The 26,254-nt window shown below is 64.6% G+C and carries 21 protein-coding genes and 1 tRNA gene; 12 read left to right on the top strand and 10 right to left on the bottom strand.

The genetic code is table 11. The features are described from left to right. Positions 1 to 216: 216 nt before the first annotated feature. From hrpA to QRN59_RS22830, 3 genes are read right to left on the bottom strand one after another with little or no spacing between them, the layout of a single operon-like run. On the bottom strand, positions 217 to 4,218 hold the full coding sequence (gene hrpA / locus QRN59_RS22840; RefSeq protein WP_284984710.1) for an ATP-dependent RNA helicase HrpA: 4,002 nt from the start codon (positions 4,216 to 4,218) through the stop codon (positions 217 to 219). A 13-nt stretch (positions 4,219 to 4,231) separates the two neighbouring features. Further along, entirely contained in the window at positions 4,232 to 5,218 is a 987-nt protein-coding gene (locus QRN59_RS22835; protein WP_284984709.1) for a helix-turn-helix transcriptional regulator, read from the bottom strand. A gap of 60 nt (positions 5,219 to 5,278) precedes the next feature. Beyond that, positions 5,279 to 5,446 carry a hypothetical protein gene (locus QRN59_RS22830; protein ID WP_284984708.1) on the bottom strand — a complete coding sequence of 56 codons (168 nt, stop codon included), beginning with the start codon at positions 5,444 to 5,446 and terminating at the stop codon, positions 5,279 to 5,281. Positions 5,447 to 5,527: 81 nt separating this feature from the next. Between QRN59_RS22830 and QRN59_RS22825 the strand changes: the two genes are divergently transcribed. Next, entirely contained in the window at positions 5,528 to 6,496 is a 969-nt protein-coding gene (locus QRN59_RS22825; protein WP_284984707.1) for a GlxA family transcriptional regulator, read from the top strand. On the opposite strand, the gene QRN59_RS22820 is transcribed toward QRN59_RS22825, so the two are convergent. The 6 genes from QRN59_RS22820 to QRN59_RS22795 form a co-directional block, all read right to left on the bottom strand. Further along, a complete protein-coding gene (locus tag QRN59_RS22820) occupies positions 6,493 to 6,816 on the bottom strand; it encodes a protealysin inhibitor emfourin (RefSeq protein ID WP_284984706.1) in 324 nt (107 codons plus the stop codon). The two genes, QRN59_RS22825 and QRN59_RS22820, sit on opposite strands and share 4 nt — an antisense overlap. Before the next feature lie 33 nt (positions 6,817 to 6,849). Next, entirely contained in the window at positions 6,850 to 7,893 is a 1,044-nt protein-coding gene (locus QRN59_RS22815; RefSeq protein ID WP_284984705.1) for a M4 family metallopeptidase, read from the bottom strand. Positions 7,894 to 8,042: 149 nt separating this feature from the next. After that, positions 8,043 to 8,115, bottom strand: a tRNA-Arg gene (locus QRN59_RS22810). A gap of 87 nt (positions 8,116 to 8,202) precedes the next feature. Then, a complete protein-coding gene (locus tag QRN59_RS22805; RefSeq protein WP_284984704.1) occupies positions 8,203 to 9,726 on the bottom strand; it encodes an FAD-dependent oxidoreductase in 1,524 nt (507 codons plus the stop codon). Then, positions 9,723 to 10,595, bottom strand: coding sequence for an FAD:protein FMN transferase (locus tag QRN59_RS22800; RefSeq protein WP_284984703.1), 873 nt, complete (start codon positions 10,593 to 10,595; stop codon positions 9,723 to 9,725). Before QRN59_RS22800 ends, QRN59_RS22805 begins: the two co-directional genes overlap by 4 nt. Positions 10,596 to 10,599: 4 nt before the next feature. After that, positions 10,600 to 11,019 (bottom strand): FMN-binding protein, encoded by a 420-nt coding sequence (locus QRN59_RS22795; RefSeq protein WP_284984702.1) that lies wholly within the window; start codon positions 11,017 to 11,019, stop codon positions 10,600 to 10,602. Positions 11,020 to 11,251: 232 nt separating this feature from the next. Here QRN59_RS22795 and argS point away from each other — a divergent pair, with 232 nt between their 5' ends. From argS to QRN59_RS22745, 10 genes are all read left to right on the top strand, one after another. Continuing rightward, entirely contained in the window at positions 11,252 to 12,901 is a 1,650-nt protein-coding gene (gene argS / locus QRN59_RS22790; RefSeq protein WP_284984701.1) for an arginine--tRNA ligase, read from the top strand. A gap of 5 nt (positions 12,902 to 12,906) precedes the next feature. Then, positions 12,907 to 14,403, top strand: coding sequence for a diaminopimelate decarboxylase (gene lysA / locus QRN59_RS22785; protein WP_284984700.1), 1,497 nt, complete (start codon positions 12,907 to 12,909; stop codon positions 14,401 to 14,403). Further along, positions 14,396 to 15,712 carry a homoserine dehydrogenase gene (locus tag QRN59_RS22780; protein ID WP_284984699.1) on the top strand — a complete coding sequence of 439 codons (1,317 nt, stop codon included), beginning with the start codon at positions 14,396 to 14,398 and terminating at the stop codon, positions 15,710 to 15,712. Before lysA ends, QRN59_RS22780 begins: the two co-directional genes overlap by 8 nt. Continuing rightward, a complete protein-coding gene (gene thrC, locus QRN59_RS22775; protein WP_284984698.1) occupies positions 15,713 to 16,819 on the top strand; it encodes a threonine synthase in 1,107 nt (368 codons plus the stop codon). A 2-nt stretch (positions 16,820 to 16,821) separates the two neighbouring features. After that, positions 16,822 to 17,796 (top strand): homoserine kinase, encoded by a 975-nt coding sequence (gene thrB, locus QRN59_RS22770; RefSeq protein WP_284984697.1) that lies wholly within the window; start codon positions 16,822 to 16,824, stop codon positions 17,794 to 17,796. A 301-nt stretch (positions 17,797 to 18,097) separates the two neighbouring features. Further along, on the top strand, positions 18,098 to 20,212 hold the full coding sequence (gene rho / locus QRN59_RS22765; protein ID WP_284984696.1) for a transcription termination factor Rho: 2,115 nt from the start codon (positions 18,098 to 18,100) through the stop codon (positions 20,210 to 20,212). A gap of 177 nt (positions 20,213 to 20,389) precedes the next feature. Continuing rightward, complete coding sequence (gene prfA / locus QRN59_RS22760; protein ID WP_284984695.1) at positions 20,390 to 21,463, top strand: peptide chain release factor 1; 1,074 nt, start codon at positions 20,390 to 20,392, stop codon at positions 21,461 to 21,463. An 18-nt stretch (positions 21,464 to 21,481) separates the two neighbouring features. Then, complete coding sequence (prmC, locus tag QRN59_RS22755) at positions 21,482 to 22,354, top strand: peptide chain release factor N(5)-glutamine methyltransferase (protein WP_284984694.1); 873 nt, start codon at positions 21,482 to 21,484, stop codon at positions 22,352 to 22,354. A 12-nt stretch (positions 22,355 to 22,366) separates the two neighbouring features. Further along, positions 22,367 to 23,200, top strand: coding sequence for an L-threonylcarbamoyladenylate synthase (locus QRN59_RS22750; RefSeq protein WP_284984693.1), 834 nt, complete (start codon positions 22,367 to 22,369; stop codon positions 23,198 to 23,200). Beyond that, on the top strand, positions 23,197 to 23,994 hold the full coding sequence (locus tag QRN59_RS22745) for a WecB/TagA/CpsF family glycosyltransferase (RefSeq protein ID WP_284984692.1): 798 nt from the start codon (positions 23,197 to 23,199) through the stop codon (positions 23,992 to 23,994). The genes QRN59_RS22750 and QRN59_RS22745 overlap by 4 nt, the downstream gene beginning before the upstream one ends. 4 nt (positions 23,995 to 23,998) lie before the next feature. Here the strand turns inward: QRN59_RS22745 and QRN59_RS22740 are convergent, their stop codons facing one another. Further along, positions 23,999 to 24,895 (bottom strand): glycosyltransferase, encoded by an 897-nt coding sequence (locus QRN59_RS22740; RefSeq protein WP_284984691.1) that lies wholly within the window; start codon positions 24,893 to 24,895, stop codon positions 23,999 to 24,001. A 212-nt stretch (positions 24,896 to 25,107) separates the two neighbouring features. On the opposite strand from QRN59_RS22740, the gene QRN59_RS22735 reads away from it, so the two are divergent. Then, positions 25,108 to 26,217: an MraY family glycosyltransferase gene (locus tag QRN59_RS22735; RefSeq protein ID WP_284984690.1), complete on the top strand. Its 1,110-nt coding sequence runs from the start codon at positions 25,108 to 25,110 to the stop codon at positions 26,215 to 26,217. Positions 26,218 to 26,254: the final 37 nt, after the last annotated feature.

Genomic DNA, 26,254 nt, shown 5'->3' with positions numbered 1-26,254 from the left:
ATTCTGGAAGAATCAGCAGCATAAGGACGTGTTGCAACGACCACTTGAATCCGCCGACAGAATGACCGCCATAAGTGAGCGAGCGTTTGGGTTTGGGGGTGGATAGGTGAGCGGGCGTTTGTCTTGCCAGACGCTCGCTCACGTTTGTCGGCCTTTTCCCAAACGCTCGCTCACCTTGGTGGGAAAGCCCGAAAACGTCTTCGCCCGTCGCGGGGCCTACGCGGGTGCCAGCGCCTGGTTGAGTACCGTCCGGATGCGCTTTTCCGAGACCGAGTAGGCCGTGCCGAGCTCGACGGCGAAGAGGCTCACGCGGAGTTCCTCGATCATCCAGCGCACTCGTGTTAACTCGGCTCCTGCCCGTCGGCCGGGCAGCAGCGCGGAGGCGGCGTCGTCGTAGTCGTCCTCCAACGCCTGCACCACCGACATGTTCAGCCCGTCGCGCTGCACGTTGTTTGGGAGCTTTTCGAGGCGCTTCTCGATTCCGGCCAGATACCGCGGCAGCTGGCTCAGCTGGGCGTAGCCCGTCCGTGCCACAAAACCGGGGAACACGAGTTGCTCCAGTTGGCTCTTCATATCGTTGAGCGCACTGATTAAGGCGAGGCTCGTGCTGCCCTTGAGTTGCTTCTCGATCCGCCGGGTGCTCCCCAGGATGCGTTCGACGACGGCGGTCACCGTGAAGACGGTGTCGATCAGTTCCGCGCGGACCAGCTCGTACAGGGCATCGAACGCCGCCCTGTCCCAAGGAAGTTCGGCCGGAGTCAGCTTGTCGATGGCCGCCAGGACGCAGTCCGCGATCAAGGCGCTCACCGAACCATGGGGGTTCTGGCTGAACGTCAATTTCTCCGTGTTGTTCAAATGTTCCAGGACGTACCGGTCCGGGGCGGGAACCCGTAGGGCGAGCAGCCGGATCACGCCGCCTCGCATTGCCGACTCCTGCTCTGCGCGGCTCTGGAACACGCGCAATGCAACGGACTTGCCCTCATCTACGAGAGCGGGAAAACCCGTGACATCGTGCCCCTTCACCGTACGCGTCACTTGGCGTTCGATAGCTCCGAAAGTCCAAGCGGTGAGCCCGGATTGCTCGGACAGGAAACCGGCGGCCTGCGGGGTCGCGCCGCCGGCGCCGTTTCCACCGGGGGATACGGCCCCCCCTGCACGTGGGGCGCCCTTCGGACCGTTGGCGCGTGCCGTCGTCGCGGGTGTTGCCCCGAGGGATTCGGCGATGGCCCGGCGGGTAGCCGGGGCCAGCTGCTCCTGGAGCGCGGCAAGGTCCTTGCCTTCGTCGAGCACCTTGCCGCGGCTGTCAACAACTTTGAAGCTGACGCGCAGATGCGCCGGAACGGCGTCCCAATTCCACGATCCCGGAGGGATGATGTGTCCCCGGATACGGCGCAGCACCAGCTCGAGCGAGGCCTCAAGATCGTCTGATGCAGGATCGAAGTCGGTTTCCAACGCAGCAGCCGCTTGCCGGGCCACATCCGGGGCCGGCACGAAGTTCTTACGGATGTGTTTGGGCAGCGACTTGATCAGCGCCGTGACGAGCTCCACCCGCTGGCCGGGTATTTGCCATCGGAAGGCGGCGTCGTCGAGCTGGTTGAGGAACAGCACGGGAACCTCGGCTGTGACACCGTCCGAGGGATTGGGCGGCGAGCCGGGAGCCACCGGATGGAACTCGTAGCTCAGGGGCAGCTCAAAGCCCTTGTGCAGCCAGGTTTTCGGGTAGGCGGAATCGTCCAAGGCCTCGGCGTCCTCGCTGATGAGCAGCGATTGGTCGAAGTCGAGCAGGGTTGGGTCCTGCTGGCGGGCTTCCTTCCACCATTTGTCGAAGTGGCGTTCGGAGACCACGTCCTTGCCGATTCTGGCGTCGTAGAACTCGAAGAGCGTATGGTCGTCCACCAGGATGTCCCGGCGACGCATCCGCGTCTCGAGTTCCTCGATTTCGTGGAGCAATGCGCGGTTGCGGTGGAAGAATTTGTGGTGGGTCTTCCAGTCGCCTTCTACGAGGGCATGCCGGATGAAGAGTTCGCGGCACAGCTCGGGGTCGATCCTGCCGTAGTTGATGCGGCGGTTCGGGATGATGGGAACTCCGTAGAGCATGACCTTCTCGTGCGCCATGACCGAGCCCGTCCGGGTGGACCAGTGGGGTTCGCTGTAGGAACGCTTCACGAGATCCGGTGCAACCTGCTCGGCCCACAAAGGATCGAACTTCGCCGCGACCCGGGCCCAGAGGCGGCTTGTTTCAACCAACTCCGCAGCCATCACAAAAGCGGGCGACTTCTTGAACAACGCCGAGCCCGGAAAGATGGCAAACCGGCTGCCGCGTGCTCCGGCGTATTCTCGCTTGCGTTCATCCAGCATGCCGATGTGGCTCAGCAGTCCCGAGAGCAGGCTGATGTGGATTCCCTCGTTGTTGCCTACGGGGTCGGCCTCGCGCTTGTTGTCGATAGCGATGCCCAGCGGCTTGGCGAGCTGGCGCAATTGCTGGAAGAGGTCCTGCCATTCGCGGACGCGCAGGTAGTTGATGAACTCGTTCCTGCACAGCCGGCGGAACTGCGTGGAGGACAGTTCCTGCTGCTTTTCCTGGATGTAGTTCCACAGGTTCAGGAATCCGGTGAAGTCCGAGTTCTCGTCCCGGAAGCGTGCGTGCTTCTCCGCCGCAAGCTGCTGCTTATCGCTCGGACGCTCTCGGGGATCCTGGATGGTCAAAGCCGCCGCCAGGATCATGACTTCCTTCACGCAGCCGCGCCTTCCGGCCTCCACAATCATCCTGCCGAGCCGGGGGTCGACCGGGAGCTGGGCCAACTTCTGCCCGACGGCGGTCAGGCCGCCCCGGTTTTCTGCGCCGCTCGTACGCGCGTTGCCGCCGTCGATGGCTGGGGGAGTGCCGCCGTCGCCCGTGCGCGCCGCGCTAAGGGCGCCGAGTTCGCGCAGCAGGGTGACGCCGTCGTTGATGGCACGGGAGTCCGGCGGCTCAACAAAGGGGAAGTTCTCGACGTCTTTGGGGCCGCGCGCGACGCCCATGGCCGTCATCTGCAGGATGACGGCAGCCAGGTTGGTCCTCAGGATCTCCGGATCAGTGAACGGGGGGCGGGACTCGAAGTCTTCCTCGGAATAGAGCCGGATGGCAATACCCTCGGAGACACGCCCGCAGCGGCCGGAACGCTGGCTTGCCGATGCCTGCGAAACACGTTCAATTGGCAGCCGTTGCACCTTGGTGCGGTGCGAGTATCGCGAGATACGGGCTGTGCCGGTGTCGATGACGTACTTGATGCCGGGCACCGTCAGCGAAGTTTCCGCGACGTTGGTGGCCAGGATGATCCGCCGCTTGCCGCCCGGGTTGAAGACCCTGTGCTGCTCCTGCAGGCTCAATCGGGCAAACAATGGCAGGACTTCCGTGCCCGCCAGCCTGCGGTTGGCTTGGATCCGGCCATTCAGGGCTTCCGCGGCGTCGCGGATCTCGCGCTCGCCGGAGAAGAACACCAGGATGTCTCCCGGAGCCTCAAGCGCGAGTTCGTCGACGGCGTCGCACACGGCGTCGAGGGGGTCGCGGTCTTCCTCAAGCTCGTCGTCGGAAGCGTCCTCATCCTCGCCGGAAGCACCGCCGGCCGGCTGGGACAGCGGCCGGTAGCGGATTTCCACCGGATAGGTCCGGCCCGAGACCTCGATGATCGGCGCGGGTTCTTCTTCGCTGCCGAAATGCTTCGCGAAACGCTGGGGGTCGATGGTCGCGGAGGTGATGATGACCTTCAGGTCCGGCCTTTGCGGCAGGATCCGCTTGAGGTAGCCCAGGATGAAGTCGATGTTGAGGCTGCGCTCGTGTGCCTCGTCGATGATGATGGCGCTGTACTTCCGCAGGAGCTTGTCCCGCTGGATCTCGGCCAGCAGGATGCCGTCGGTCATGAGCTTGATTTTGGTGGCCCTGCTGACTTCGCCGGTGAAACGGACCTGGAAGCCCACTTCCTGCCCGATCTCGACGCCCATCTCGAAGGCGATGCGTTCGGCAACGGTACGCGCGGCAAGGCGGCGCGGCTGGGTGTGGCCGATCAGGCCCTTGTCCCCGAGGCCGAGTTCCAGGCACATTTTGGGGATCTGGGTGGTCTTGCCGGAACCGGTTTCGCCGGCGATGATGGTCACCTGGTTTGCGGCGATGGCCGCCATCAAGTCCTCGCGGCGCTCGGAGACGGGCAGCTCTGCGGGGTAGGAAATATGAAGTGTCATGGCTGCTGACAGTCTACTGTGGCGGCGCGTCGCCTTGCATTGCGTGGTTCCCTGCGGCCTTTTCCAATCGCCCGGCCATGGTGCGGGCGTACTCCTTGAATTCCTCCGGAGAGATGATCTCAAAGTCCATATCGAGCGCTGCGAGGTGCGCCGCCGGCTGCGCCAGGCTGTCCCAGCCGGCACGGAGCAGGGTCGCGTTCCCGCCGTCGTCGCTCAAGCTCGCGAGCTGCGGGCCGACGACGGCGGCCACCTCGCCGATGGGGGCGTGGAGGCGCACGACGACGTCGTAGCGGTAAGGCGAGCGGGTCACGGAGCGCTGGACGTAGTCCGCGAGGTCCTTGGCCGGCAAGGGGCGGGGCACGTACTTTTTCCGTTCGGCCGGAAGTGAGGCGATGCGGTCGGCGCGGAACGTGCGCCAGTCTTCCCGGTCCACGTCCCAAGCGACCAGGTACCAGCGCCGCCCGGTATCCACCAGCCGGTATGGCTCCACCAAGCGCCGGCCGGCCCCGCCGTCGGCCTTGACGTAATCGAAACTGAGTTGTCGCTTGTCCGCAATCGCAGCCGAGACCACCGTGAGCTGCTGCGGGTCTACCGACGCCGCGTTGCTGGGCAGTGTGGTGACAGCGGCCTTGAGCATCGCGAACTTCGGGCGTAGACGTGCAGGCAGCACCTGCTCGAGCTTGGCAAGGGCGCGAACCGATGCTTCGCCGATCCCTGCTACGGGACCTGCTGCCACTGAGTTCAGCCCCAAGGCGACCGCGAGTGCTTCATTGTCGTCGAGCAGCAACGGCGGGAGCTGCGCCCCGGCGCCCAGTTGGTAGCCGCCGGCTATGCCCGGCGAGGCATGGATGGGGTAGCCAAGGTTCCGGAGCTTGTCGATATCGCGGCGGACGGTGCGCTCGGTGACACCCATCCGGGTGGCCAATGCCGGGCCGGTCCATTCGCGCCGGACCTGCAGCAAGGACAGCAATTGCAGCAGCCTGGCAGACGTCTGGATCATGGCATTGAATCTAGCCCAGGATGCGGACAAAAGTCGTCCGTGTTCAGGGACAGACTGTGTTTAGAATGCGCGCAGTGTCCAGCATGAGTTGTCAGGCAGGTCCCTCGAGGTCCAAGGCTCGGAATGGTCGGGGGGAAGGTGGCCGCGGCCGTCCCGAAGGACCGCTGAGATGGAACCGGCGGCAGTGATGATGAAGACGATGAATAGCAAAACTCCGATGAACTCCATGACTCCATCGTGTTCCTGATGCACCTCAAGAAACAGTGGCAGAAACGACCCGTTTAGGCAATTTTCTGCCACACTGGATCTATGTTGAAAACGGTGGCAATCATTGTTGTTCCCAACTTCTCGATCTTCGAATTCGGGACCGCCTGCGAGGTCTTCGGCATTGACCGCGCGGACCGGGGGAGTGGCGTTCCCGGTTTTGACTTCAGGGTCTGCGCTCCCGTCCCTGGAGAGGTGAAGATGAAGTCAGGCCTGTCGATGCATGTCGCCCTGGGCCTGGAAGCTGCGGCCGATGCCGACCTGGTCATCATGGCCCCGTACGGACGGGATGAGGACGTCCCGGAGTCTGTATTGGATGCGCTGCGGGCGGCGCACGCGCGCGGGGCTTGGGTGATGTCGATTTGCTCCGGAGCGTACGCGCTTGCGCGTGCAGGACTCCTTGACGGGCGCCGCTGCACCACGCACTGGCACTATTCGCAGGACCTCGCCAGCAGGTATCCGAAGATTCACGTGGACGAAAATGTGCTCTACGTCCAGGACGGAACGATCATCTCAAGTGCCGGCACGGCCGCCGGTATTGATGCCTGCCTGCATTTGGTCCGTGTGGAGTTGGGCGCCAATGTCGCTGCGGCCATTGCGCGCGACATGGTGGTTCCGCCGCACCGCGACGGCGGCCAGGCCCAGTTCATCGACCGGCCCATGCCCACGTGCGGCTCTGCGCCCATGGAGGCATTGCTGCGTTGGATGGTGGAGAACCTCGATCGTGACCACAGCGTCAACGAACTGGCGGCCCGGCTGCACATGTCCGCCCGGACGTTCGCCCGGCGGTTCCGGGCCGAAACGGGTGCCACACCTGCGGCGTGGCTCAACTCGCAACGGGTGCTCCGGGCGCAGGAACTCCTGGAAACCACGGAGCTGAACATCGACGAGGTTGCGCGCGAAGCCGGGTTCGGACATTCGGTGCTGCTGCGGCACCACTTCGCCAAGGTCCTGGCCACTAGCCCGCAGTCGTACCGCAGGGCTTTCCGCGGCCAGTTGGCGGAGGTGGGCTAGCGGCGGAGGGTCTCCCGGCCCTCTACCTTGGCGTTCTCCACGAGGGTGTGCCATGGCCCGGTGACATCGGTCTCCGGAAGCGTGGCCCGGTGTTGTCCGGCGCGGATCGAATACATGAACCGGTCGGCCTGCCCGGCTGCTTTCCCGGCTGTCTGCGCGGTCGTTTGTGCGCGGGCTTGACCGCGGGCTGGCACTTGGTCCCAAGGGCAGGCCTCCACGATCGGCGTCCAGCGTCGCTTGTCTTCGGAAGTGGCGGCATCCACGGTCCAGACGCGTGTGATCGCGGCGACGCCACCGCTGCGCTGGACAGTGATTTTCATGTTCTGCGGCTTCCACTGCTCTGGAGGGTGCTGCTAGAGCTTTACCTTCACAGTTTCCCACGCCTTATTGACTGCGTCATGCTCGTTTGAACCGGAGCCGAAGAGCTCCTCTGCCGACGCCGCTGTGGCCTTTGCGAAGCGTCCGAAGGTGCACGTGGCAGGCAGTGAGCCGCTGGTCAGCGTGTTGTACCAGATTTGTCCCGGCGCTTCCCAGGCGTTGCCGCCCAGCTCCAGTGCAACAAGGGAGAACGCCCGGTTGGGGATGCCTGAGTTGATGTGCACACCGCCGTTGTCCGCGGTGGTGCGGACGTACTTGTCCATGGAGTCCGGTTGCGGATCCTTGCCGAGCACGTCGTCGTCATAAGCAGTCCCTGGTGCTTTCATGGAACGGAGCGCGGTGCCTTGGACGGCGTCGGTGAACAAGCCCTCGCCGATCAGCCAGCTGGCCTCGGCAGCAGACTGCTTTTTGGCATATTGCTCCACAAGCGCCCCGAAAACATCCGACATGGACTCGTTGAGGGCTCCAGCCTGGTTCCGGTACGCGAGGGCTGCCGTGTACTGGGTGACGCCGTGGGCGAGCTCGTGCCCTATCACGCTGAGCGACTTCGTGAACCTTTGGAAGATCTCGCCGTCGCCGTCGCCGAACACCATCTGGCTGCCGTTCCAGAAGGCATTGTCGTACAGCTGGCCGTAGTGGACAGTGGCATCGAGTTTCAGCCCGGCGCCGTCGATCGAATTCCGGCTGAACGCCTCGGCATAAAGCGCGTGGGTTTCGCCTAGTCCGTCGTAGGCTTCATCGGCGGCAGCGTCGCCCGTCGCCGGACCTTTCTCCCTGCGGACAAGCTTCCCCGGCAAGGCCTCGGTGGAGCCTGCGTCGTAGATCGTCCGCTTGGGCGGGCTGGGCTTCGCCTGGCGCGCCGTGGGCACAGGGACCGGCACGGGAAGCGCCCGGACCGCCTGGAGGTTCTTGATGTGCAGCAGGGATTCCTTGGCCGCGCGCGCAATCACCCGCAGGCGGGGCTCGTGCTGGGCCGCCAGCCTTCGCAGGATATAGGGAGGAATGATGGAACAAATCACGGCGAACCCTTTCGTACCTTTTTGGACGGGTACGAACAGCTTAGGAGCGGCCACCGACCTTTTAGCCGGCCGGGTGCGGCATGTCCCCGGCAACGCGGCCAGGCAAAGAAAAACCCGCCGGTTCCTTGAACTGGCGGGGTTTTCTGTTGTGCCCTCGATAGGATTCGAACCTACGGCCTTCTGCTCCGGAGGCAGACGCTCTATCCCCTGAGCTACGAGGGCATCCGGGATCCCGTCCGTTGCCGGAGGGACGTCCATGAGCTTAGCAGGTCACCGCGCCGCAATGGAAAACGGGCGGGGGGCGGGCCGTCAGTAGCCCGCAAAAGCGTCCACATGGATTCGTCGGGCTCCGGCATGGCGGGCGGCAGAGCGAAGGGCGTCCACGTTTGCCGGCGACCCGGAGACGTATACGTCCCGCTTGGCGACATCGGGGATGAGCTCCCGCAGGGAGTCGCCGTCGATGCGGCTCCGCCCGGCGTCGTGCATGAACGACGGCGGCGGGGAACCGTCCGAAAGGCGGGCGATGACCCGTGCGCCGGAGGCCGCCAGGATATCGCTCCCGGCAAGTTCGGCAGCGCCAGGGGCGAGATACAAGACGACGATGTCCCTTCGCGCGGAGTCGCCGGACGCCAGCTGGGAAAGGAAAGGGGCAATCCCGATTCCCGCCGCGATGAGCAGCACGGGTTTGCCGGCGTCGGGCGGTAAGACAAAGTCGCCGCCCACGGCGGTTCCCTGGACGCACTCTCCAGGCTCAAGTGCGAGCAACGCGCGCTTGGCGGCCGAGACAGGTTCCGCCGTGCCGACGCCGAATGTCATCTCGGCCGAGCCCGGCGCGCTGGTGATGCTGAAGACCCGTCGCCGTCCTTTCCCGTCGGAGCGCGAGTGCGGAAGGTTGAGTTCCATGAACTGCCCCGGAAGGAAACGGACGGGCCGTCGCGGCTCAAAACGGAATTCGGTGGTGAAGGGAGTCAGGGGACGCGAACCCTTGAACGTCAGCATGATTCCGCCCCGCTGTCCCAGAAGGAATGCCAGGAGGTTCCCGATGAGCAGTGCGAGCTCGGGCGAATTGGCGATGACGCCCGCCAGGTTGTACGGCACGGCGAACAACAAGGCCACGACGACGGCCAGCGCCACTTGCTGCCAACGGCGGGGAGGCAGGGTGAGGGGCTCGGTCAGCATGAAGCCGACGAAAAACAGCAGCGGCTGCTGCGAGATCGGCTGCCACAAGGCCGGGCCCAAGGTCATGCCGCCCCGCACGAGCGCGGCGCACACCACCGACACCGCCACCACAAGGAAAGCGCAGGCCATTAGCACCTTCAGCGTCCGGTACAACACCAGCAGCACGCCGGGGACCAGGAACCACAGCATGGCCGGGGTTGCCGCCCACCACGTGGCGGTGTTCAAGCCGGTGAGCCCGGCGATGAAGGCGCCCGCCGCGGCGGGATTGAAAATATGCCGGCCGCGGAAGGCCAAGACGTATTTGGATACCGAGGCGAGGACACATGCCACGGCGACTCCGGCGAGATCGGGGATCTGGACCGAGGGAATCAGCTCGGTGGGCCAGAACAAAAAGTACAACAGAAGGCCCGTGATGAGCGAGGACTCCGAATGCGGCTGAACCTTGAAGAGCATGGCCACGAGCCGGTTGGATGCATATGTCAGACCAAGGCACAGCACGAGGTGGACCAGCATTTCAGGCAGCCCGAAGCTTAGCCAGCCCAGGGCGTTCAACACCATGCTGTACGCCGCGAGCACGGCAAGGACCCAGAGGATCAGCCGGTACATCGTGAAATGGCCGAGCCAGGCATCCACACGCGCTTTGATGGCAATCATGAGAACAGTGTCCCTTCGAAGCCGGCCGAATAGGCGGCGTGTCCGTCCGAATAAACCTTGACCCAGGAGAAGTCGAATTCTCCCTCAAGCACCTTCGGATCCACCATGAAGAGCGCCGTGGCCAGGGCATCGGCTTCCATTGCGGTGGCGGCCATGGTCCACGTGGCCACGACCGTCTCTACCGGGCGCCCGGTCGCGCCGTCGAGGACATGGTGCAGTCCGTCGCCCCACGCGCGCCGGTTGGCTGCGGAAGCGCACAGCGCGGCGCTGTGGAGTTCGACGACGCCGATCGCCTGGGCGGGGTCGTAGGGGTGTTCGAGTCCCACGCGCAATGGTTCCGCACTGGAATGGAGCATGTCGCCGCTGGCATCGACCAGGAACTCCGTGATTCCCTCCGAGCGCAGGACCGCGGCCGCAAGGTCCACCAATTGGCCCTTCCCGGCGGCACCGATGTCCAGGACCAACGGTGCGGAAGCGGAGATCGCCGTGCCCTTCCACTCCAGGACGTCTTCCCACCGCGGTGCCGGCACCGGGTGGCCGAGGGGCCGCAAGGCATAGTCCGCCCCGTAGCCCAGTCGCTCGAGGCTGCCGCCGATGAGCGGCGTCATGGCGCCGCTGCTGAGGCGGTACAGCTTTGTGAAAAGCTGCTCCAGCTCGTTTGCCCCGGCCGGGAGGGTCACGGTGCCGGGTTCACGGGCGAGCGCTGCAAGCAAGGAATCGTCCCGGAAACGTGAGTAGCTTCGGTCGTAGTCCTCCACGACGCCGAGCAGACCGGCCCGCGCCCCCTCCGGGAGTTCCTCCGGCGTCGAGATTTCCCACGTGGTCCCGATACCGTCGAAGCTGAAAACGCTCCAGCCCGTGTGCGTCATGCGCCTATTTGGCCTCGGACTTGATGGTTTCCACGGCCTTGTTGAATCCTTCGCTGGTCAGCGAGGAGCCGGCTACCTTTGAGACGTTGATCTCGTCCAGTTTCTTGCCGACCACCTGCGCGGCGATGCCGTTCTTGAACTGTCCCTGGAATTCCTTGGTGTTCGGGTTGTTGGCATGGACGGTGATGTCCACCGCGGAAATAGTGCCACCGGCCAAGGTCAGCTGGACGCCCACGGTTTCGCCGCCGTTGGGTGAAATGTAGTCGCCGTCCGCGCTGTAGGTGCCGTCCTTGTACGGGCCGGAAATCGTGGAGGTCTTTTGAGGGGTGCTGCCTTGGGCCGAGGGGGCGCAAGCTGCCACCGAACTGGCCAGGGAGAGGCCGGCGGCGCCCACCAGAAGGCCCTTGCGGAGCGGCGTAGTCATGGTTCTGCTCGTTTCAACTGGACAAGTCATCTGGACAAGAAAAGGGTCGATGCAAAGTGCTCTGGGCCGTGGGCCGATCACACGATTGACGTTGATTTCAGCCTATCGGTTCAGTCTGGGAGCTCTACCGGCCGAAGCTGGGCGCAGGCTGGGTGCGCGCTGGTGCCCGCGTGTGCGCATTGCTAAGCATAAGAATTCCACCAGTTGCAAGCCCCACCGGTAGGCTAGACGGGTGACTCCCGAAGAACTCTCAGCCGCCATATCCGCCTGCCTGAAAGACGCTGTCGCCGCCGGCGAGCTTGCGCTTTCCGAATCTGCCCTCCCCGAGGACGTGCGCGTGGAGCGACCCAAGAACCGGGAGCACGGCGACTGGGCCACCAACATTGCCTTGCAGCTTGCCAAGCGTGCCGGGACCAACCCGCGTGAATTCGCCACGATCCTGAGCAAGCGACTGGAAGCGATCGACGGCGTCACGGCCGTGGACATCGCGGGCCCGGGCTTCCTCAACATCACCGTGGATGCAGCCGCCGCCGGCGCGCTGGCCAAGGTCATCGTCGAGGCGGGAAGCTCTTACGGAACGAACCAGGCGCTCGCAGGCCATGTGGTCAACATGGAATTCGTCTCGGCCAACCCCACGGGACCGCTGCACATCGGCCACACGCGTTGGGCCGCCCTGGGCGACTCCATTGCCCGCGTCCTTCGCGCCTCCGGTGCGGACGTCACTGCGGAGTACTACATCAACGATGCCGGATCGCAGATGAACGTTTTTGCGAACTCGGTACTGTCCCGCCTGCACGGACGCGGCGTTCCGGAAGGCGGCTACCCCGGCGAATACATCCGGGAACTCGGCGACGAGGTCCTCAACGCACATCCGGCAATCCGCGAGCTGACCGACGAGGCAGCACTGCCGGTGATCCGTTCCGCCGCCTACCAGGCCCAGATGAAGGACATCAAGGACACCCTGGCCGAGTTCGGCGTGGCTTTCGACGTCTTCTTCTCCGAGCAGGAACTGCACGACGGCGGTGCGATCGAATCGGCGGTTGCCCGCCTCCGGGAGCAGGGCCACGTGTTCGACGACGGCGGGGCAGTCTGGCTGCGCACCACGGACTTCGGCGACGACAAGGACCGCGTGATGATCCGTGCCAACGGCGAACCCACGTATTTCGCCGCCGACGCCGCCTACTACCTGTCGAAGAAGGACCGCGGCTTCACCGAGAAGATCTACCTGCTCGGGGCCGACCACCACGGCTACATCAACCGGCTCAAGGCCATCGCCGCCTGTGCGGGCGATGACCCCGAGGTCAACATCGAGGTCCTGATCGGGCAGCTGGTCTCGGTCAACGGCGCCAAGCTGTCCAAGCGTGCCGGCAACATCATCGAGCTCAAAGACCTTATCGAGTGGCTCGGGAAGGACGCCGTGCGTTACTCGCTCGCGCGCTTCCCCGCTGATTCGCCGCTGACACTGGACCCGGAACTGCTGAAGAAGAACAGCAACGAAAACCCGGTCTTCTACGTGCAGTACGCGCACGCCCGCTCCCGGGGAACAGCCCGCAACGCGATCGAGGCCGGCGTGGACCACAGCGCCTTCGACGCGTCCCTGCTGGACCACGCCACCGAGAACGAGCTGCTGTCCTACCTCGGCAGCTACCCGTCCATCGTGGCGAAGGCCGCGGAGCTCCGAGAACCGCACCGTGTGGCCCGCCACCTCGAGGTCATCGCGGGCGCCTACCACCGCTGGTACGACGCCTGCCGCGTTTCGCCGCTCGGCGACGAAGCCGTCCAGGACGTCAACCGCACACGGCTGTGGCTCAACGACGCCACGAGCCAGGTGCTGGCCAACGGACTTGAACTCCTTGGCGTATCGGCTCCGGAACGGATGTGATCCCCGTGAACGACTCCAAATCCGTGCAGCAAAACCCCGACAACGCGACAGCCTCACCCCTTGCCCCCGAGTGGCTCGCCGTGCCGGCGGACGTGAACGCGCTACACGCGCCGATGTGGGCCGAAGATGTCCACCGGACCGGCGACGGCGAACTCGCCATTGACGGGGTTCCCGTCAGTGAGCTCAAAGCGCAGTTCGGCAGCCCGCTGTTCGTCATGAGCGAGGGCGATTTCCGTGCCCGCGCCCGCTCCTTCAAGGACGCCTTTGACAGAGCTTTTGAGGACATCTGCGGGGGAGTTGACGTCTACTACGCCGGAAAGTCCTTCTTATGCACAGCCGTGGCCAGCTGGGTTGCCGAGGAAGGCCTGCGCCTGGACACATGCTCAGGCGGCGAACTCGCCGTCGCGGCCCGCGCCGGCATCGACGGCGGCAATCTGGGGCTGCACGGCAACAACAAATCCGACGCCGAGATCAACCGGGCACTGGACATGAAGCTCGGACGCATCGTGGTGGACAGCCTCGACGAGCTTGAGCGGGTTGCCAAGATTGCCTCAGGCCGCGGCGAGACGGCCAAGGTGATGCTGCGGTTGACCCCCGGCGTCCACGCCCACACCCACGAATTCATCGCCACGGCCCACGAGGACCAAAAATTCGGTCTTTCCATGGCCGGGGATACCACGGAGTCGGCAGGCCTCTCGGCCGCCGAGGAAGCCGTCGCTGCGGCCACCTCGTACTCCAATGTGGAACTCCTGGGCCTGCATTGCCACATCGGCTCCCAGATCTTCGAGCCTGACGGCTTCGCCCTGGCAGCCGAGAAACTGTTGGGATTCCTCGCCGCGATGCAGGCGAAGTACTCCATCGTCCTGCCGGAACTGGACCTGGGCGGTGGCTACGGCATTGCCTACACGCCGGTGGACACCCCCCGCCCGCCCGCCGAAATCGCGCAGGCGATGGCCGCCGTCGTTCGCTCCAAGTGCGCTGAGCTGGGCATCACCCCGCCCCGCATTTCGATCGAACCCGGCCGCGCGATCGTCGGCCCCAGCACCTTCACCTTGTACGAGGTCGGGACGCTGAAGACGGTTCGCGTTGATGCGCCTGCAGAAGCCGCGGGCAAGGAAAACGTTACGTTCCCGCGCCGGTATGTGTCGGTGGACGGCGGCATGAGCGACAACGCCCGTCCGGTGCTGTATGACGCGGATTATTCCGCCATTCTCGCCTCGCGGATCTCGGACGCCGCCCCGCAACTGTCCCGAGTAGTGGGCAAACATTGCGAGAGCGGCGACATAGTTGTTAGAGATGTATATCTGCCCGAAGACGTGGCAGCCGGTGATCTGCTCGCTGTACCGGGAACCGGCGCTTACTGCTGGGCCCTCTCAAGCAACTACAACTATCTGGCCAGGCCTGGCGTTGTCGCTGTGCGCAATGGATCCGCCCGGCTGATCGTCCGCGGGGAAACCGAAGAAGATCTCTTGAACCGCGACATGGGAGTGGCGAATGTCTGAAGTGCGAACCCTGAAGGTGGCCCTGCTGGGCTGTGGCAACGTGGGAGCCCAGGTAGCGCGGATTCTCCTTGACGACGCCGACGCACTTGCGGCCCGCAGCGGCGCACGGTTGCAGCTGTCCGGCATCGCCGTGCGAAACATTGATTCAGAGCGCGACGTCGAACTGCCGCGCGAACTGTTCACCACCGACGCCGATACCTTGGTCAAGGACGCCGATCTGGTGATCGAGCTCATGGGCGGGATCGAGCCGGCCCGTTCGCTCATCCTGACCGCCATGCAGAATGGCGCTTGCGTCGTGACCGGCAACAAGGCGCTCCTTGCACAGGATGGCCCCACGCTCTACGAAGAGGCCGACAAGGCCGGCGTCCAGCTCTCCTATGAGGCCGCCGTCGCCGGAGCCATTCCGATCCTGCGCCCCATCCGCGACAGCCTCTCCGGCGACCGCATCACCCGGGTCCTGGGCATCGTCAACGGCACCACCAACTTCATCCTCGACCAGATGGACAGCACCGGTGCGCAGTTCGCCGACGCCCTGGCCGAGGCCCAACGGCTCGGATACGCGGAAGCGGACCCGACTGCCGACGTCGAAGGCCTTGACGCCGCGGCCAAGGCCGCCATCCTCGCGTCATTGTCCTTCCACACGCGCTTCGCCCTCGAAGACGTCTACTGCGAAGGCATCACAAAGGTCAGCGCAGCGGATATCGCTGCTGCGAAAGAAGCAGGCTTCGTCATCAAGCTGCTCGCCATCGCCGAGAAGATCAACAACCCGAACGGCGAAGGCGGCATTTCAGTCCGCGTCCACCCCACCCTCCTGCCTCGCGAACACCCGCTTGCGGCCGTTCGCGGTGCGTTCAACGCAGTCTTCATCGAAGCCGAGAACGCCGGGGAACTCATGTTCTACGGCCAGGGCGCCGGCGGAACTCCGACGGCGTCTGCCGTCCTGGGCGACCTCGTCTCGGCGGCACGCCGGGTGGTGCTCGGTGGTCCCGGTCGTACCGAGACCACCACCGGCTACGTGCCCGCGCTGTCGATCGATGCCTCGACCACGAGTTATTACATCGGCCTCGACGTTGCCGACCAGGCCGGCGTGCTGGCCCGGATCACCCACATCTTCGCCGAGCACGGCGTATCGATTGAAATCATGCGCCAGACGATCCACCGCGACGCCGCCTCGAAGGTTGAGTCTGCCGAGCTGAAGATCGTCACCCACCGCGCATCCGAAGCCGCACTCGCGGCAACCGTCGAGGCCGTCAAGGGCCTGGACGTCATCAATTCTGTGACATCCGTCCTGCGGGTAGAAGGGGTCTAAGTGGCTCACCAATGGCGCGGAGTAATCCGCGAATATGCTGATCGTTTGCCCGTAACGGAAGCCACGAAGGTCATTACCCTCGGCGAGGGCGGCACCCCGCTCGTCTACGCGCAGAAGCTCTCCGAACTCACCGGGTCCACTGTGTACCTGAAGGTGGAGGGCATGAACCCCACCGGGTCCTTCAAGGACCGCGGCATGACGATGGCCATGACTGCGGCTGTCGAAGCGGGCGCCAAAGCCGTTGTTTGCGCATCCACGGGCAACACCTCTGCCTCCGCCGCCGCCTACGCCACGGCCGCCGGGCTGAAGTGTGCCGTTTTGGTCCCAGAAGGCAAGATCTCCATGGGCAAGCTCAGCCAGGCGATTGCGCACGGTGCCACGCTCCTGCAGGTTGACGGCAACTTCGACAACTGCCTGGACATCGCCCGCAAGCTCGGCGAGTCCTACCCGGTGTTCCTCGTGAACTCCGTCAACCCGGCGCGTATCCAGGGCCAGAAGACCGGTGCCTTCGAAATCGTCGACGCTCTCGGAGACGCTCCGGACATCCACGTCCTGCCGGTCGGAAACGCGGGCAACATCAGCGCGTACTGGAAGGGCTACAAGGAGTATTCCGCGCCCTTCGAGTCCGCAACCGCCGGCACCCTTCCTGCCGTCTCCACCAAGACGCCGGCCATGTGGGGATTCCAGGCAGCAGGCGCGGCACCGTTCGTGGCGGGCCACCCCATCACCGAACCGGATACGATCGCCACGGCCATCCGTATCGGCAACCCGGCGTCCTGGGACACGGCCATCGCGGCACGTGATGAATCCGGCGGCTTCATCGACGCCGTGACCGACGAGGAAATCCTCGATGCCCACCGCTGGCTCTCCGCCAAGGAAGGCGTCTTCGTGGAACCCGGTTCCGCGGCAGGCGTTGCCGGCCTCATCAAGAAGCACGCAGCAGGCGAGGTTCCCACCGGAAAGACAATCGTCATCACCGTCACCGGGCACGGACTCAAAGACCCGCAGTGGGCTCTCCGCACCGAAGACGGCAGCGAGGTCCAGCCGGTCAAGGTACCGAACGACGTCGTGACCGTGGCATCCGAACTGGGACTGGAAGAAAACTAAGAGTGGAAACCACGCAGCCCACCGCGACCGGTCTTAAGCTTGTCGCGGCAGGCCAGCAGCTGACCGTCAGGGTCCCGGGTACCAGCGCCAACCTGGGCCCCGGCTATGACAGCCTCGGCCTGGCATTGTCGATCTACGACACCCTGACTGTCGAAACGCTCACCACCGGAGAGCTCGAGTTCGAGCTCTCCGGTGAGGGAGCCGAGACCCTCCCTCGCGATGCCAGCCACCTCGTCGTGCGTGCCCTCAACACGGCCTTGGAGCGACTTGGTTTCCGGCACAGCGGTCTCAAGATCACCGCGGTCAACGTCAACCCGCACGGCCGCGGACTTGGCTCCTCGGCCTCGGCAGTGGTCGCCGCCGTGACCGCGGCCAACGCCTTGGTGCCCGAATCCGCGCAGCGTGACCGCGAATGGATCCTGCAACTCACGAGCGAGATGGAAGGGCATCCGGACAACGTCGCACCCGCGATTTTCGGCGGACTGGCCCTGTCATGGCAGGACAGCGAGCAGTACAGCAGCACACGCGCAGAGGTTGTCCCGTCGGTCATCCCGATCGTGGCCGTGCCTGACTACGAACTGTCCACCGAGACTGCACGCGGTTTGCTGCCCGCCTCCATCGGCCACCACGCAGCGGCCATGAACTCAGGACGCGCTGCACTCCTGATCCACGCATTGACGGCCGACCCCCGTTTCCTGCTTCCCGGAACCGAGGACTACCTGCACCAGAGCTACCGTGCAGAGGCAATGCGGCCAAGTGCGGCGCTGATCAAGGCATTGCGGTCTTCGGGCCATGCGGCTGTCGTTTCGGGAGCGGGACCCACGGTTCTGGCGTTGGCCAACGGGGCGGACGAAGCTGAGGCGATTGCCGAAATGATCACCACGTTCACCGCGGACAACACTCCGGACGTTGCGTGGCGCGTGATGACACTGGCAGTGGACGTTGAAGGTGCTAGAGTGGACTTGCACCGGCGGTAGAACCGCGGGCAGTTCCCTGACATTGGATCCCGGCTTAATGCCGTTCCCGTCTCCTACTGTGTCGAAGTCTGCCGGTGTCGTCTCCTTATCGGCCTGTCGCAGGTACCACAGAACCATTTCTGTTACCCGAACCGTCAGCCCGCGCCCCGCCCGCCGGAGCATCGAAGACGTATTAGTATCCGGCCCTGCTGAAACTAAACCGGCAAGACCGAAATCACGGCTGCAGATCTGAACTGCAGTCCAGAACAAATCATCGCGTCCAGCTCTAGGTCTGGACGCCGTCGAGGGGGAAGGATCCTTCGTGACAGAAACCACTGAGCTGGCTTCAGCTGTGGACACATCATCTTCTGCAGCTGAATCAACGGCCGCAACCGCTAAGAGCAGCGGCCTTGCAGGCCTTAAGCTCGCGCAGCTCCAGGCTCTCGCCAGTCAGCTGGGCATTTCGGGCGGATCCCGGATGCGCAAGGGGGACTTGGTCTCGGCTATCTCGGCCCATCGTGCCGGTGCAACCACGAGCAAGGCTCCTGCCGCGGCCAAGGCCGTGGCAGCAAAAGCCGCGCCTGCCCCGGAAGCTGAGACCACTGCCGCACCTGCCGCGGCATCCACCGAAGCTCCCGCGCAGGACGGCACTCGGGCACGTGGCCGTGGCCGAAGCCGTCGCGCCACCAGCGATGGTGTTGTTGCCGCTCCTGCCGCGGCGGAAACCGCGGAGGCTCCCGCCGTCGCCGTCGAGGTTCCTTCTGCTCCCGTTGCCGAAGCAAGCGAGGCCGCCGGCGAACGCCGCCAGCCGCGCACGCGGAACCGTCGTCGTGGCGAGGCCGCTCCTCTGGAGACCGGTGAAGCCAGTGAGACCCGCGCTGCCGAGCAGCCCCAGGCAGAACAGCCCCGCGTAGAACAGCGCCAGGCAGAGCAGCGTCAGCCCGAGCAGCGCCAGCCCGAGCAGCGCCAGACGGAACAGCGTCAGGCACAGCCGCGCCAAGGCGAGCAGGCCTCGGTTGAGGCCGGCGAATCCGGCCAGCGCGAACGCCGCGACACCACCCGTACGCGTCGCGAAGACACGAACGACGGCGATGACATGGGCAACCGCCGCAATCGTCGCAACCGCCGCGACCGCAACGACCGTCAGGGTCCGCAGGACAACCGTGACAACCGCGATGGAAACACCCGCAGCGACCGCTTCCGCGACCGCAACGAGCGCCGCCGCGGCCGCGGCCAGGGCCCGGACGTCGACGACGTCGAGGTCACCGAGGACGACGTCCTTCTGCCGGTTGCCGGCATCCTGGATGTGCTGGAGAACTACGCGTTCATCCGCACTTCCGGTTACCTGCCGGGTGCAAACGACGTGTACGTGTCCCTCGCCCAGGTCAAGAAATACAACCTGCGCAAGGGTGACGCCGTCGTCGGCGCAATCCGCGCCCCGCGTGACGGCGAGGACCGAAGCCAGCAGTCCGCGCGCCAGAAGTTCAACGCGCTCGTCCGCGTCACGTCGGTCAACGGCAAGACGCCCGAAGAGCTCAAGGATCGCGTCGAATTCGCCAAGCTCGTCCCGCTGTACCCGTCCGAGCGCCTGCGCCTCGAAACGGACCCCAAGAAGATCGGCCCGCGCGTCATCGACCTCGTGGCCCCGATCGGCAAGGGCCAGCGCGGCCTGATCGTCTCCCCGCCCAAGGCCGGCAAGACGCTCATCCTGCAGTCCATCGCGAACGCGATCACCACCAACAACCCTGAGGTCCACCTCATGATGGTGCTGGTGGACGAACGTCCCGAAGAAGTCACGGACATGCAGCGCACCGTCAAGGGCGAGGTCATTGCCTCGACCTTCGACCGTCCCGCCGATGACCACACCACGGTTGCCGAGCTTTCCATCGAACGCGCCAAGCGCCTCGTGGAAATGGGCATGGACGTGGTGGTCCTCCTGGACTCCATGACCCGCCTGGGCCGCGCCTACAACCTGGCAGCGCCGGCCTCGGGCCGTATCCTGTCCGGTGGCGTCGACTCCGCTGCGCTCTACCCGCCGAAGCGCTTCTTCGGTGCTGCGCGCAACATCGAAAACGGTGGCTCACTGACCATCCTTGCAACCGCCCTCGTGGAGACCGGTTCCAAGATGGACGAAGTCATCTTCGAAGAGTTCAAGGGCACGGGCAACATGGAGCTCCGCCTGTCCCGCCAGCTGGCGGACAAGCGCATCTTCCCGGCCGTGGACGTCAACGCTTCGGGTACCCGTCGCGAAGAGAACCTGCTTTCGGCCGAAGAGGTCAAGATCATGTGGAAGCTGCGCCGCGTCCTTTCCGGACTGGAGACCCAGCAGAGCCTTGAACTCCTGACCAACAAGATCCGGGAGACCGGGAGCAACGTCGAGTTCCTCATGCAGGTGCAGAAGACGACTCTTGGAGCCAAGTCGGATAACGACAAATAGCTGTTTTAGGGGCGGGTGCTGGTTCGTTCGTGCGGTTGGTGCCGCGCGGATGTTCCGCCCCCGCCCCTTCGCGTTGTAACGCGGGGTCAGATACGGCCCATCCGGACCCTCGGAATGGGCCGTAAGTGACCCCGCGTTGCAGTTATTAGACTTGTAGAAGTCGAAAGAGGTTTTGAAATGTTTGAGTCCGTACAGGGATTGCTTGATGAGCATGCTGCTATCCAGGCGCAGTTGAGTGATCCTGCTGTCTATGCCGACCAGGCTTTGGCCCGCAAGCTGGGGCGGCGGTCCGCCCAGTTGCAGGGCATCGTGGAGGCGTACAACCGTTGGCACGGGCTCATGGACGATCTTGAAGCGGCAAAGGAAATGGCTTCCGAGGACGCCGAATTTGCTGCCGAGGTAGACGAAATCGAGGCGAAGCTTCCGGCCGCGCAGGAGAAATTGCGGCGGTTGCTGATCCCGCGCGATCCTGACGACGCCCGCAACGTCATTCTTGAGGTCAAGGGTGGCGAAGGCGGCGACGAAGCTGCGCTCTTCGCCGGGGACCTGCTGCGCATGTACATGCGTTATGCGGAGTCGCGCGGCTGGAAGACCGAGCTCATCTCGGCCACCGAATCGGATCTGGGCGGCTACAAGGACGTCCAGATGGCCGTCAAGGGCAACTCGAACGATCCCGCGGAAGGCGTGTACGCCCGCTTGAAGTTCGAAGGCGGCGTGCACCGCGTCCAGCGTGTTCCCGTCACCGAGTCGCAGGGCCGCATCCACACTTCCGCGGCCGGTGTACTCGTGCTCCCGGAAGTGGATGAGCCCGAAGAACTCGAAATCAACCAGAACGACCTCAAGATCGACGTCTACAGGTCCTCGGGTCCGGGCGGCCAGTCCGTCAACACCACGGACTCGGCAGTCCGCATCACCCACCTGCCCACGGGCATCGTGGTGGCCATGCAGAACGAAAAGTCCCAGCTCCAGAACCGCGAAGCCGGCATGCGCGTCCTTCGTGCCCGTATCCTGGCCCACCAGCAGGAGCAGATCGACGCCGAGAACTCGGCCCAACGCAAGTCGCAGATCCGCACCATGGACCGTTCGGAGCGCATCCGCACGTACAACTTCCCGGAAAACCGGATTGCCGACCACCGCACCGGCTACAAGGCCTACAACCTCGACGCAGTCATGAACGGCGACCTGGAGCCGGTCATCCAATCGGCCATCGAAATGGATGAACAGTCTCGCCTGGATGCCCTGGGCGAGTAACAGCCTGCAAGGATCTTCATGACGTTCTTTCCGGGCCAAAGCCTCGCCGACGCAGTCCGCGAGGCAACAACCATCTTGTCCGACGCCGGAGTCCCCACTCCCCGCGTGGACGCGGAACTCCTCGCGGAACATCTCCTGGGTGTCGGCCTCGGCCGCCTGCGCGCCATGCTGCTTGGTGATTCCGCCGCTCCGGATGGCTACGGGGACTTGGTGGCCGAGAGGGCACAGCGGGTTCCGCTCCAGCACATCACCGGCGTCGCGCACTTCCGCTACCTCACGCTTGCCGTGGGCCCGGGCGTGTTCATTCCGCGGCCGGAAACGGAATCCGTGGTCCAGGTGGTCATCGACCACCTCCAGGGACTCCAGCACCCCAAGGTGGTTGACCTTGGTACCGGTTCCGGCGCCATTGCAGCTTCGATCGCCCACGAAGTGCCGGGGGCCGAGGTCCACGCCGTCGAATTCAGCACGTTCGCCCATGCCTGGGCCTCCAAGAACCTGAAGCCACTCGGAGTAAAGCTCGTGCAGGGCGACCTCCGCAATGCCTTGCCCGAACACGACGGAACTTTCGACGTCGTCGTTTCCAATCCCCCCTACATCCCGGCCGAAGCAATTCCGAACGAACCTGAAGTGGCGCTGCACGATCCGCCCGAGGCACTGTACGGTGGGGGAGCGGACGGGATGGAGCTTCCGACGGCGGCCGCCGCCTCGGCTGCCCGGCTCCTCAAGGGCGGCGGCTTCTTCGTGATGGAGCACGCCGAAGTGCAGGCACGGTGGATTTCCGAACATCTGAAGGCCGCCGGCTGCTGGACGCAGGTCACCACCCACCTCGATCTCAACGGCAAGGAACGTGCGACGAGCGCAGTGTTGGCAATCGCTGCCTCCGGGAAATGAAAGAATAGCGCTGTGACCACAAGCTACAACTGCACGTCAGAGGAACAACGCGCCGAAGGCCTGGAGCATGCGCAGCGCGCCATCAGCGAGAAAAAGTGTGTCGTCATGCCGACGGACACCGTCTACGGCATAGCCGCCGACGCGTTCTCGCCGCACGCCGTGACCATGCTGCTCGTCTCGAAGGGCCGTGGCCGCCATATGCCGCCCCCGGTGCTGATCCCGCGGCTCAATGCGCTCGACGGACTGGCAACCGATGTCTCGGAAGAAGCCCGCAAACTGGCAGAAGCCTTTTGGCCCGGCGGCCTGACGCTGATCTTCCACGCCCAGCCGTCGTTGGATTGGGACCTGGGGGAGACCCGCGGAACCGTGGCCCTCCGGATGCCCGACGACGAAATTGCACTCGAACTGCTCAACCGCACCGGACCACTGGCGGTGTCCTCGGCAAATCGCACCGGTCAGGCGGCCGCGCAGACAGCCGCCGAGGCGAGGACCCAGCTTGCCGAATCGGTCGAGGTGTACCTTGAGGGCGGCTTTCGGCCGGTCGAGGGAACCGAGTCCGTAGCGTCCACGATTGTCGACGCCACCACCCTGCCTCTCCGTGTGGTCCGCGATGGTGCCATTTCCCTGGAACGCCTTCGCGGGATTGTTCCAAGGGTGCTTGCCTTGGGCGAAACCGCGCCGGAACCTGCGACGGAGACTGAAACGGCGCCGGAAACTGAAACCGCGCCTGAGCCGGCCTCGGAACCGGAACCGGAAACGGCCCCGGTGGTCCAGGCTGAAACCGTCGCCGGCGAGAACGGTGTTCCCGGCGAGACCCCTGTTCACACGGAGACCAGGGCCGAATGAGCCTGGTCCGGGATCGTGTTCCCCTTCTGGACGTAGACGTCACCGCACTATGCGCCGAGGAACTCATCGAGGCCATCAGCGGGTACGTTTCGGACGGCACCACCAAGGTTGTCCTCGGACACAATCTGCACAGCGTCACGTTGTTTCATTCGAGCCCGGACTTCCGCCGCCTCTATGAACGCGGCGATGTGGTGCTCATGGACGGCGCGCCTGTCGCCATGCTCTGGGGACTTGGACGCCGCGGAGGTTCACGCGGCGAAGCCGCGGGGTTGATGGAATACCGCTTGGGATCCACTGACTGGGTGCCGGCGCTCGGCGGCGTCGAAGGACTGCGCCGGATCGCCGTCGTCGGCGCCGGCCCCGAGGCCAACAGCAAGACGGTGGAGCGTCTCCGCGAAATCGTGCCCGGCGCCGACGTTTCCGGGCGGCCCGGCGAGAATTGGGACGATGCCAGCGAAGAGGCCGCCGTCGCCTGGCTGGCGGAATTCCGCCCGCAGCTAGTGCTTCTTGGCCTTGGAATGCCGCTGCAGGAATCGGTCCTGCACCGCCGCCTCAACGAGCTTCCGCCTGCCGTCTACTGCACAGTCGGCGGTGCCATCGAGCAGCTGGCGGGCCTCCAGAAGCTCGCTCCACGCTGGCTGGGCCGGCTCGGGCTCGAATGGGCCTGGCGGCTCGTCCTGCATCCGGGACGGGTCGCTTACCGGGTCTTCGGTGAGCCGTGGGTGCTTCTAGGCCTGCTGGTCCGCCGTCGGCTCTCCGGCAAGAACAGCACGCCGAATCCAAGCGCCCGGTAAGCCGTTAGAACTTCTGGTCTTCCAGCGGGCCGAAGCCCCTGTCCCGCAAACCAGCGGAGAATGCCCGGAACCATTCCGCGAGCCCGCGGAAGTCACCGCGGGGGAGGAAATAGCCCAAGTAGCCTCCGATGTCGGCCACCATCGACTTGCCGCGGCGGTAGCGGCGGATCAAGTAGCCCCGGTTGCGGTAGTAGAAGTAGCGCTTGAACGCCGAATCCGGCACGATCACGTGCCAGCGCGCGCCGAAGACGTGCTTTGTCTCGGAAAACGCGTGCGGGTGGGTGATCCACGCCGTGGCGACCGTACCGAAGCGGATCCCCGCTTTCCTGAGGCGGATCATGAAGTCGACCTCATCGCCCCGGATGAACAGCCGGATATCCGGCACCCCCACTTTGAAGAAGACATTGGAACGGATGAGCGCACCGTTGAAGAAGTGCCCGACGTCGGGCAGGAACCCGGCCTTCTCGACTTCGGCGCGCTCGTGGGTCACTTTGCCGTCAATCCGGAAGAAGAAGGAGAGCTTGTCCGGGTGGCCGGGGGCCACGACGAGCGGCACGACGGCATCCAGTCCGCGGGCCTCCGCCTCTCGAACCAGGGTTTCGAGACAGGCAGGATCGGCGGGTTCGGCGTCATCGTCCATGATCCAGACCCATTCGGCGCCGCTGGCCACTGCCTTGAGGATCGCAAGGGCGAAGCCTCCCGCGCCGCCCAGGTTCGCCTCTGAGCGGACGTAGTCCACTTTTGGATGGCTTGACGCAAGCTCCCGCGAAGGGGTGGTTCCGCTGTCCACGAGGCAAATGGTGTCCACGGGCATGGACTGCTTGTCGATGGCGTCGAGCAGGACTGCTAGCTCTCCGGGGCGGTCAAAAGTAACGGCCGCTACGGCAACGGAGACAGGCATGTAGGGTTCCTTCCGGGCAGTTGCGGGAGGGTCCTCCCGGCTCGCCCTAGGGGCGCGTGAAACGGAGCAAAGCCGCCGTTGCCGCTAGTATCTTGACAGAGTCCAACTGTAGTACAGCAATATTCGGCGGTGCGCAGAGGTGTTGCGGGTGTTGTGCCGGCAGCTAGTAGCCAGGGACAGAATCCACCACCACCGCCAACAGGAGCCGCCACGTGATCATGTATTCGCTCATGATGCTCACGGCTGCCGTCGTGTCGTATCTCGCTACGTGGGTAGCCCGTCAGATGGGTAACAAACTTCGGCTTTTTGCCCCCATCCGCAGCCGGGATATGCACTCGGTGCCAATTTCCCGACTCGGCGGCCTGGGACTTTTCGCCGGCTTTGCCGTGGCCCTCGTGGTAGCCAGCAATTCGTTCTTCGTGAAGGACATCTTCCACGGGAACGGCGCGCCGTGGGGAATCCTGGCAGGTGCCCTTGTGATCGTCGCGGTCGGTGTTGCCGACGACGTGATGGACATCCGCTGGTGGGTCAAGCTGATCGGCCAATGCACGGCGGCCACCATCGTCGCGGTCTGGGGCGTGCAGATGTCCGTGATTCCCTTTGTTCCGGAGCCCATACGGATCGAGGCGGAACCGCTGCGGATCGTCCTGACTGCCCTCCTCATCGTGACCACCATGAACGCAGTCAATTTCATTGATGGCCTCGATGGCCTGGCAGCCGGTGTCGCCGCGATCGGCGGGGTTGCGTTCTTCCTGACGGCGTATTGGGTCCACCGCAATGCAACGCTCACGGACCGCTCGGACCTGGCAGCGCTGCTGATGGCCATCATCGTGGGTTGTTGCATCGGATTCCTGCCGCATAACTGGTTCCCGGCCAAAATCTTCATGGGCGACTCCGGTGCCATGCTTTTGGGCCTCGTGATGGCGTCGGCCGGTGTGGTGTCCACGGGCCAGATCAGTTCAGGACTTTACGACCGCGCCAACGGTATTCCGACCATCGTGCCCATCCTGCTGCCGTTCGCGATTCTCTCGCTACCGTTGCTGGACCTCGGCCTGGCGGTATTGCGGCGGACAGCACGTGGCCAATCGCCTTGGTCGGCTGACCGTGGACACTTGCACCACAAGCTCATCGAGCTCGGCCACACTCACCGCACGGCCGTGCTCATGATGTACGTGTGGACCTGCATTCTGGCGTTTGGAGGCCTGGCGTTTGCCATCTTCCCCTGGCAGATGGTCCTCACCGTCGACATCGTGGCCGCGCTGATCATGGCCGGAGTGACGGCCTGGCCGTACTTTGTCCGAAAAGGGCGCGCCGCCCAGTAGGCGGTGTGTGACGAGGGCGTTAACATCACAGTTCTAT

Source organism: Arthrobacter sp. efr-133-TYG-118 (assembly GCF_030209755.1).
Classification (GTDB): Bacteria; Actinomycetota; Actinomycetes; order Actinomycetales; family Micrococcaceae; genus Arthrobacter.
The sequence above is the reverse complement of the archived record's forward strand: the minus strand, read 5'-3'. Positions and strand labels throughout refer to the sequence as shown.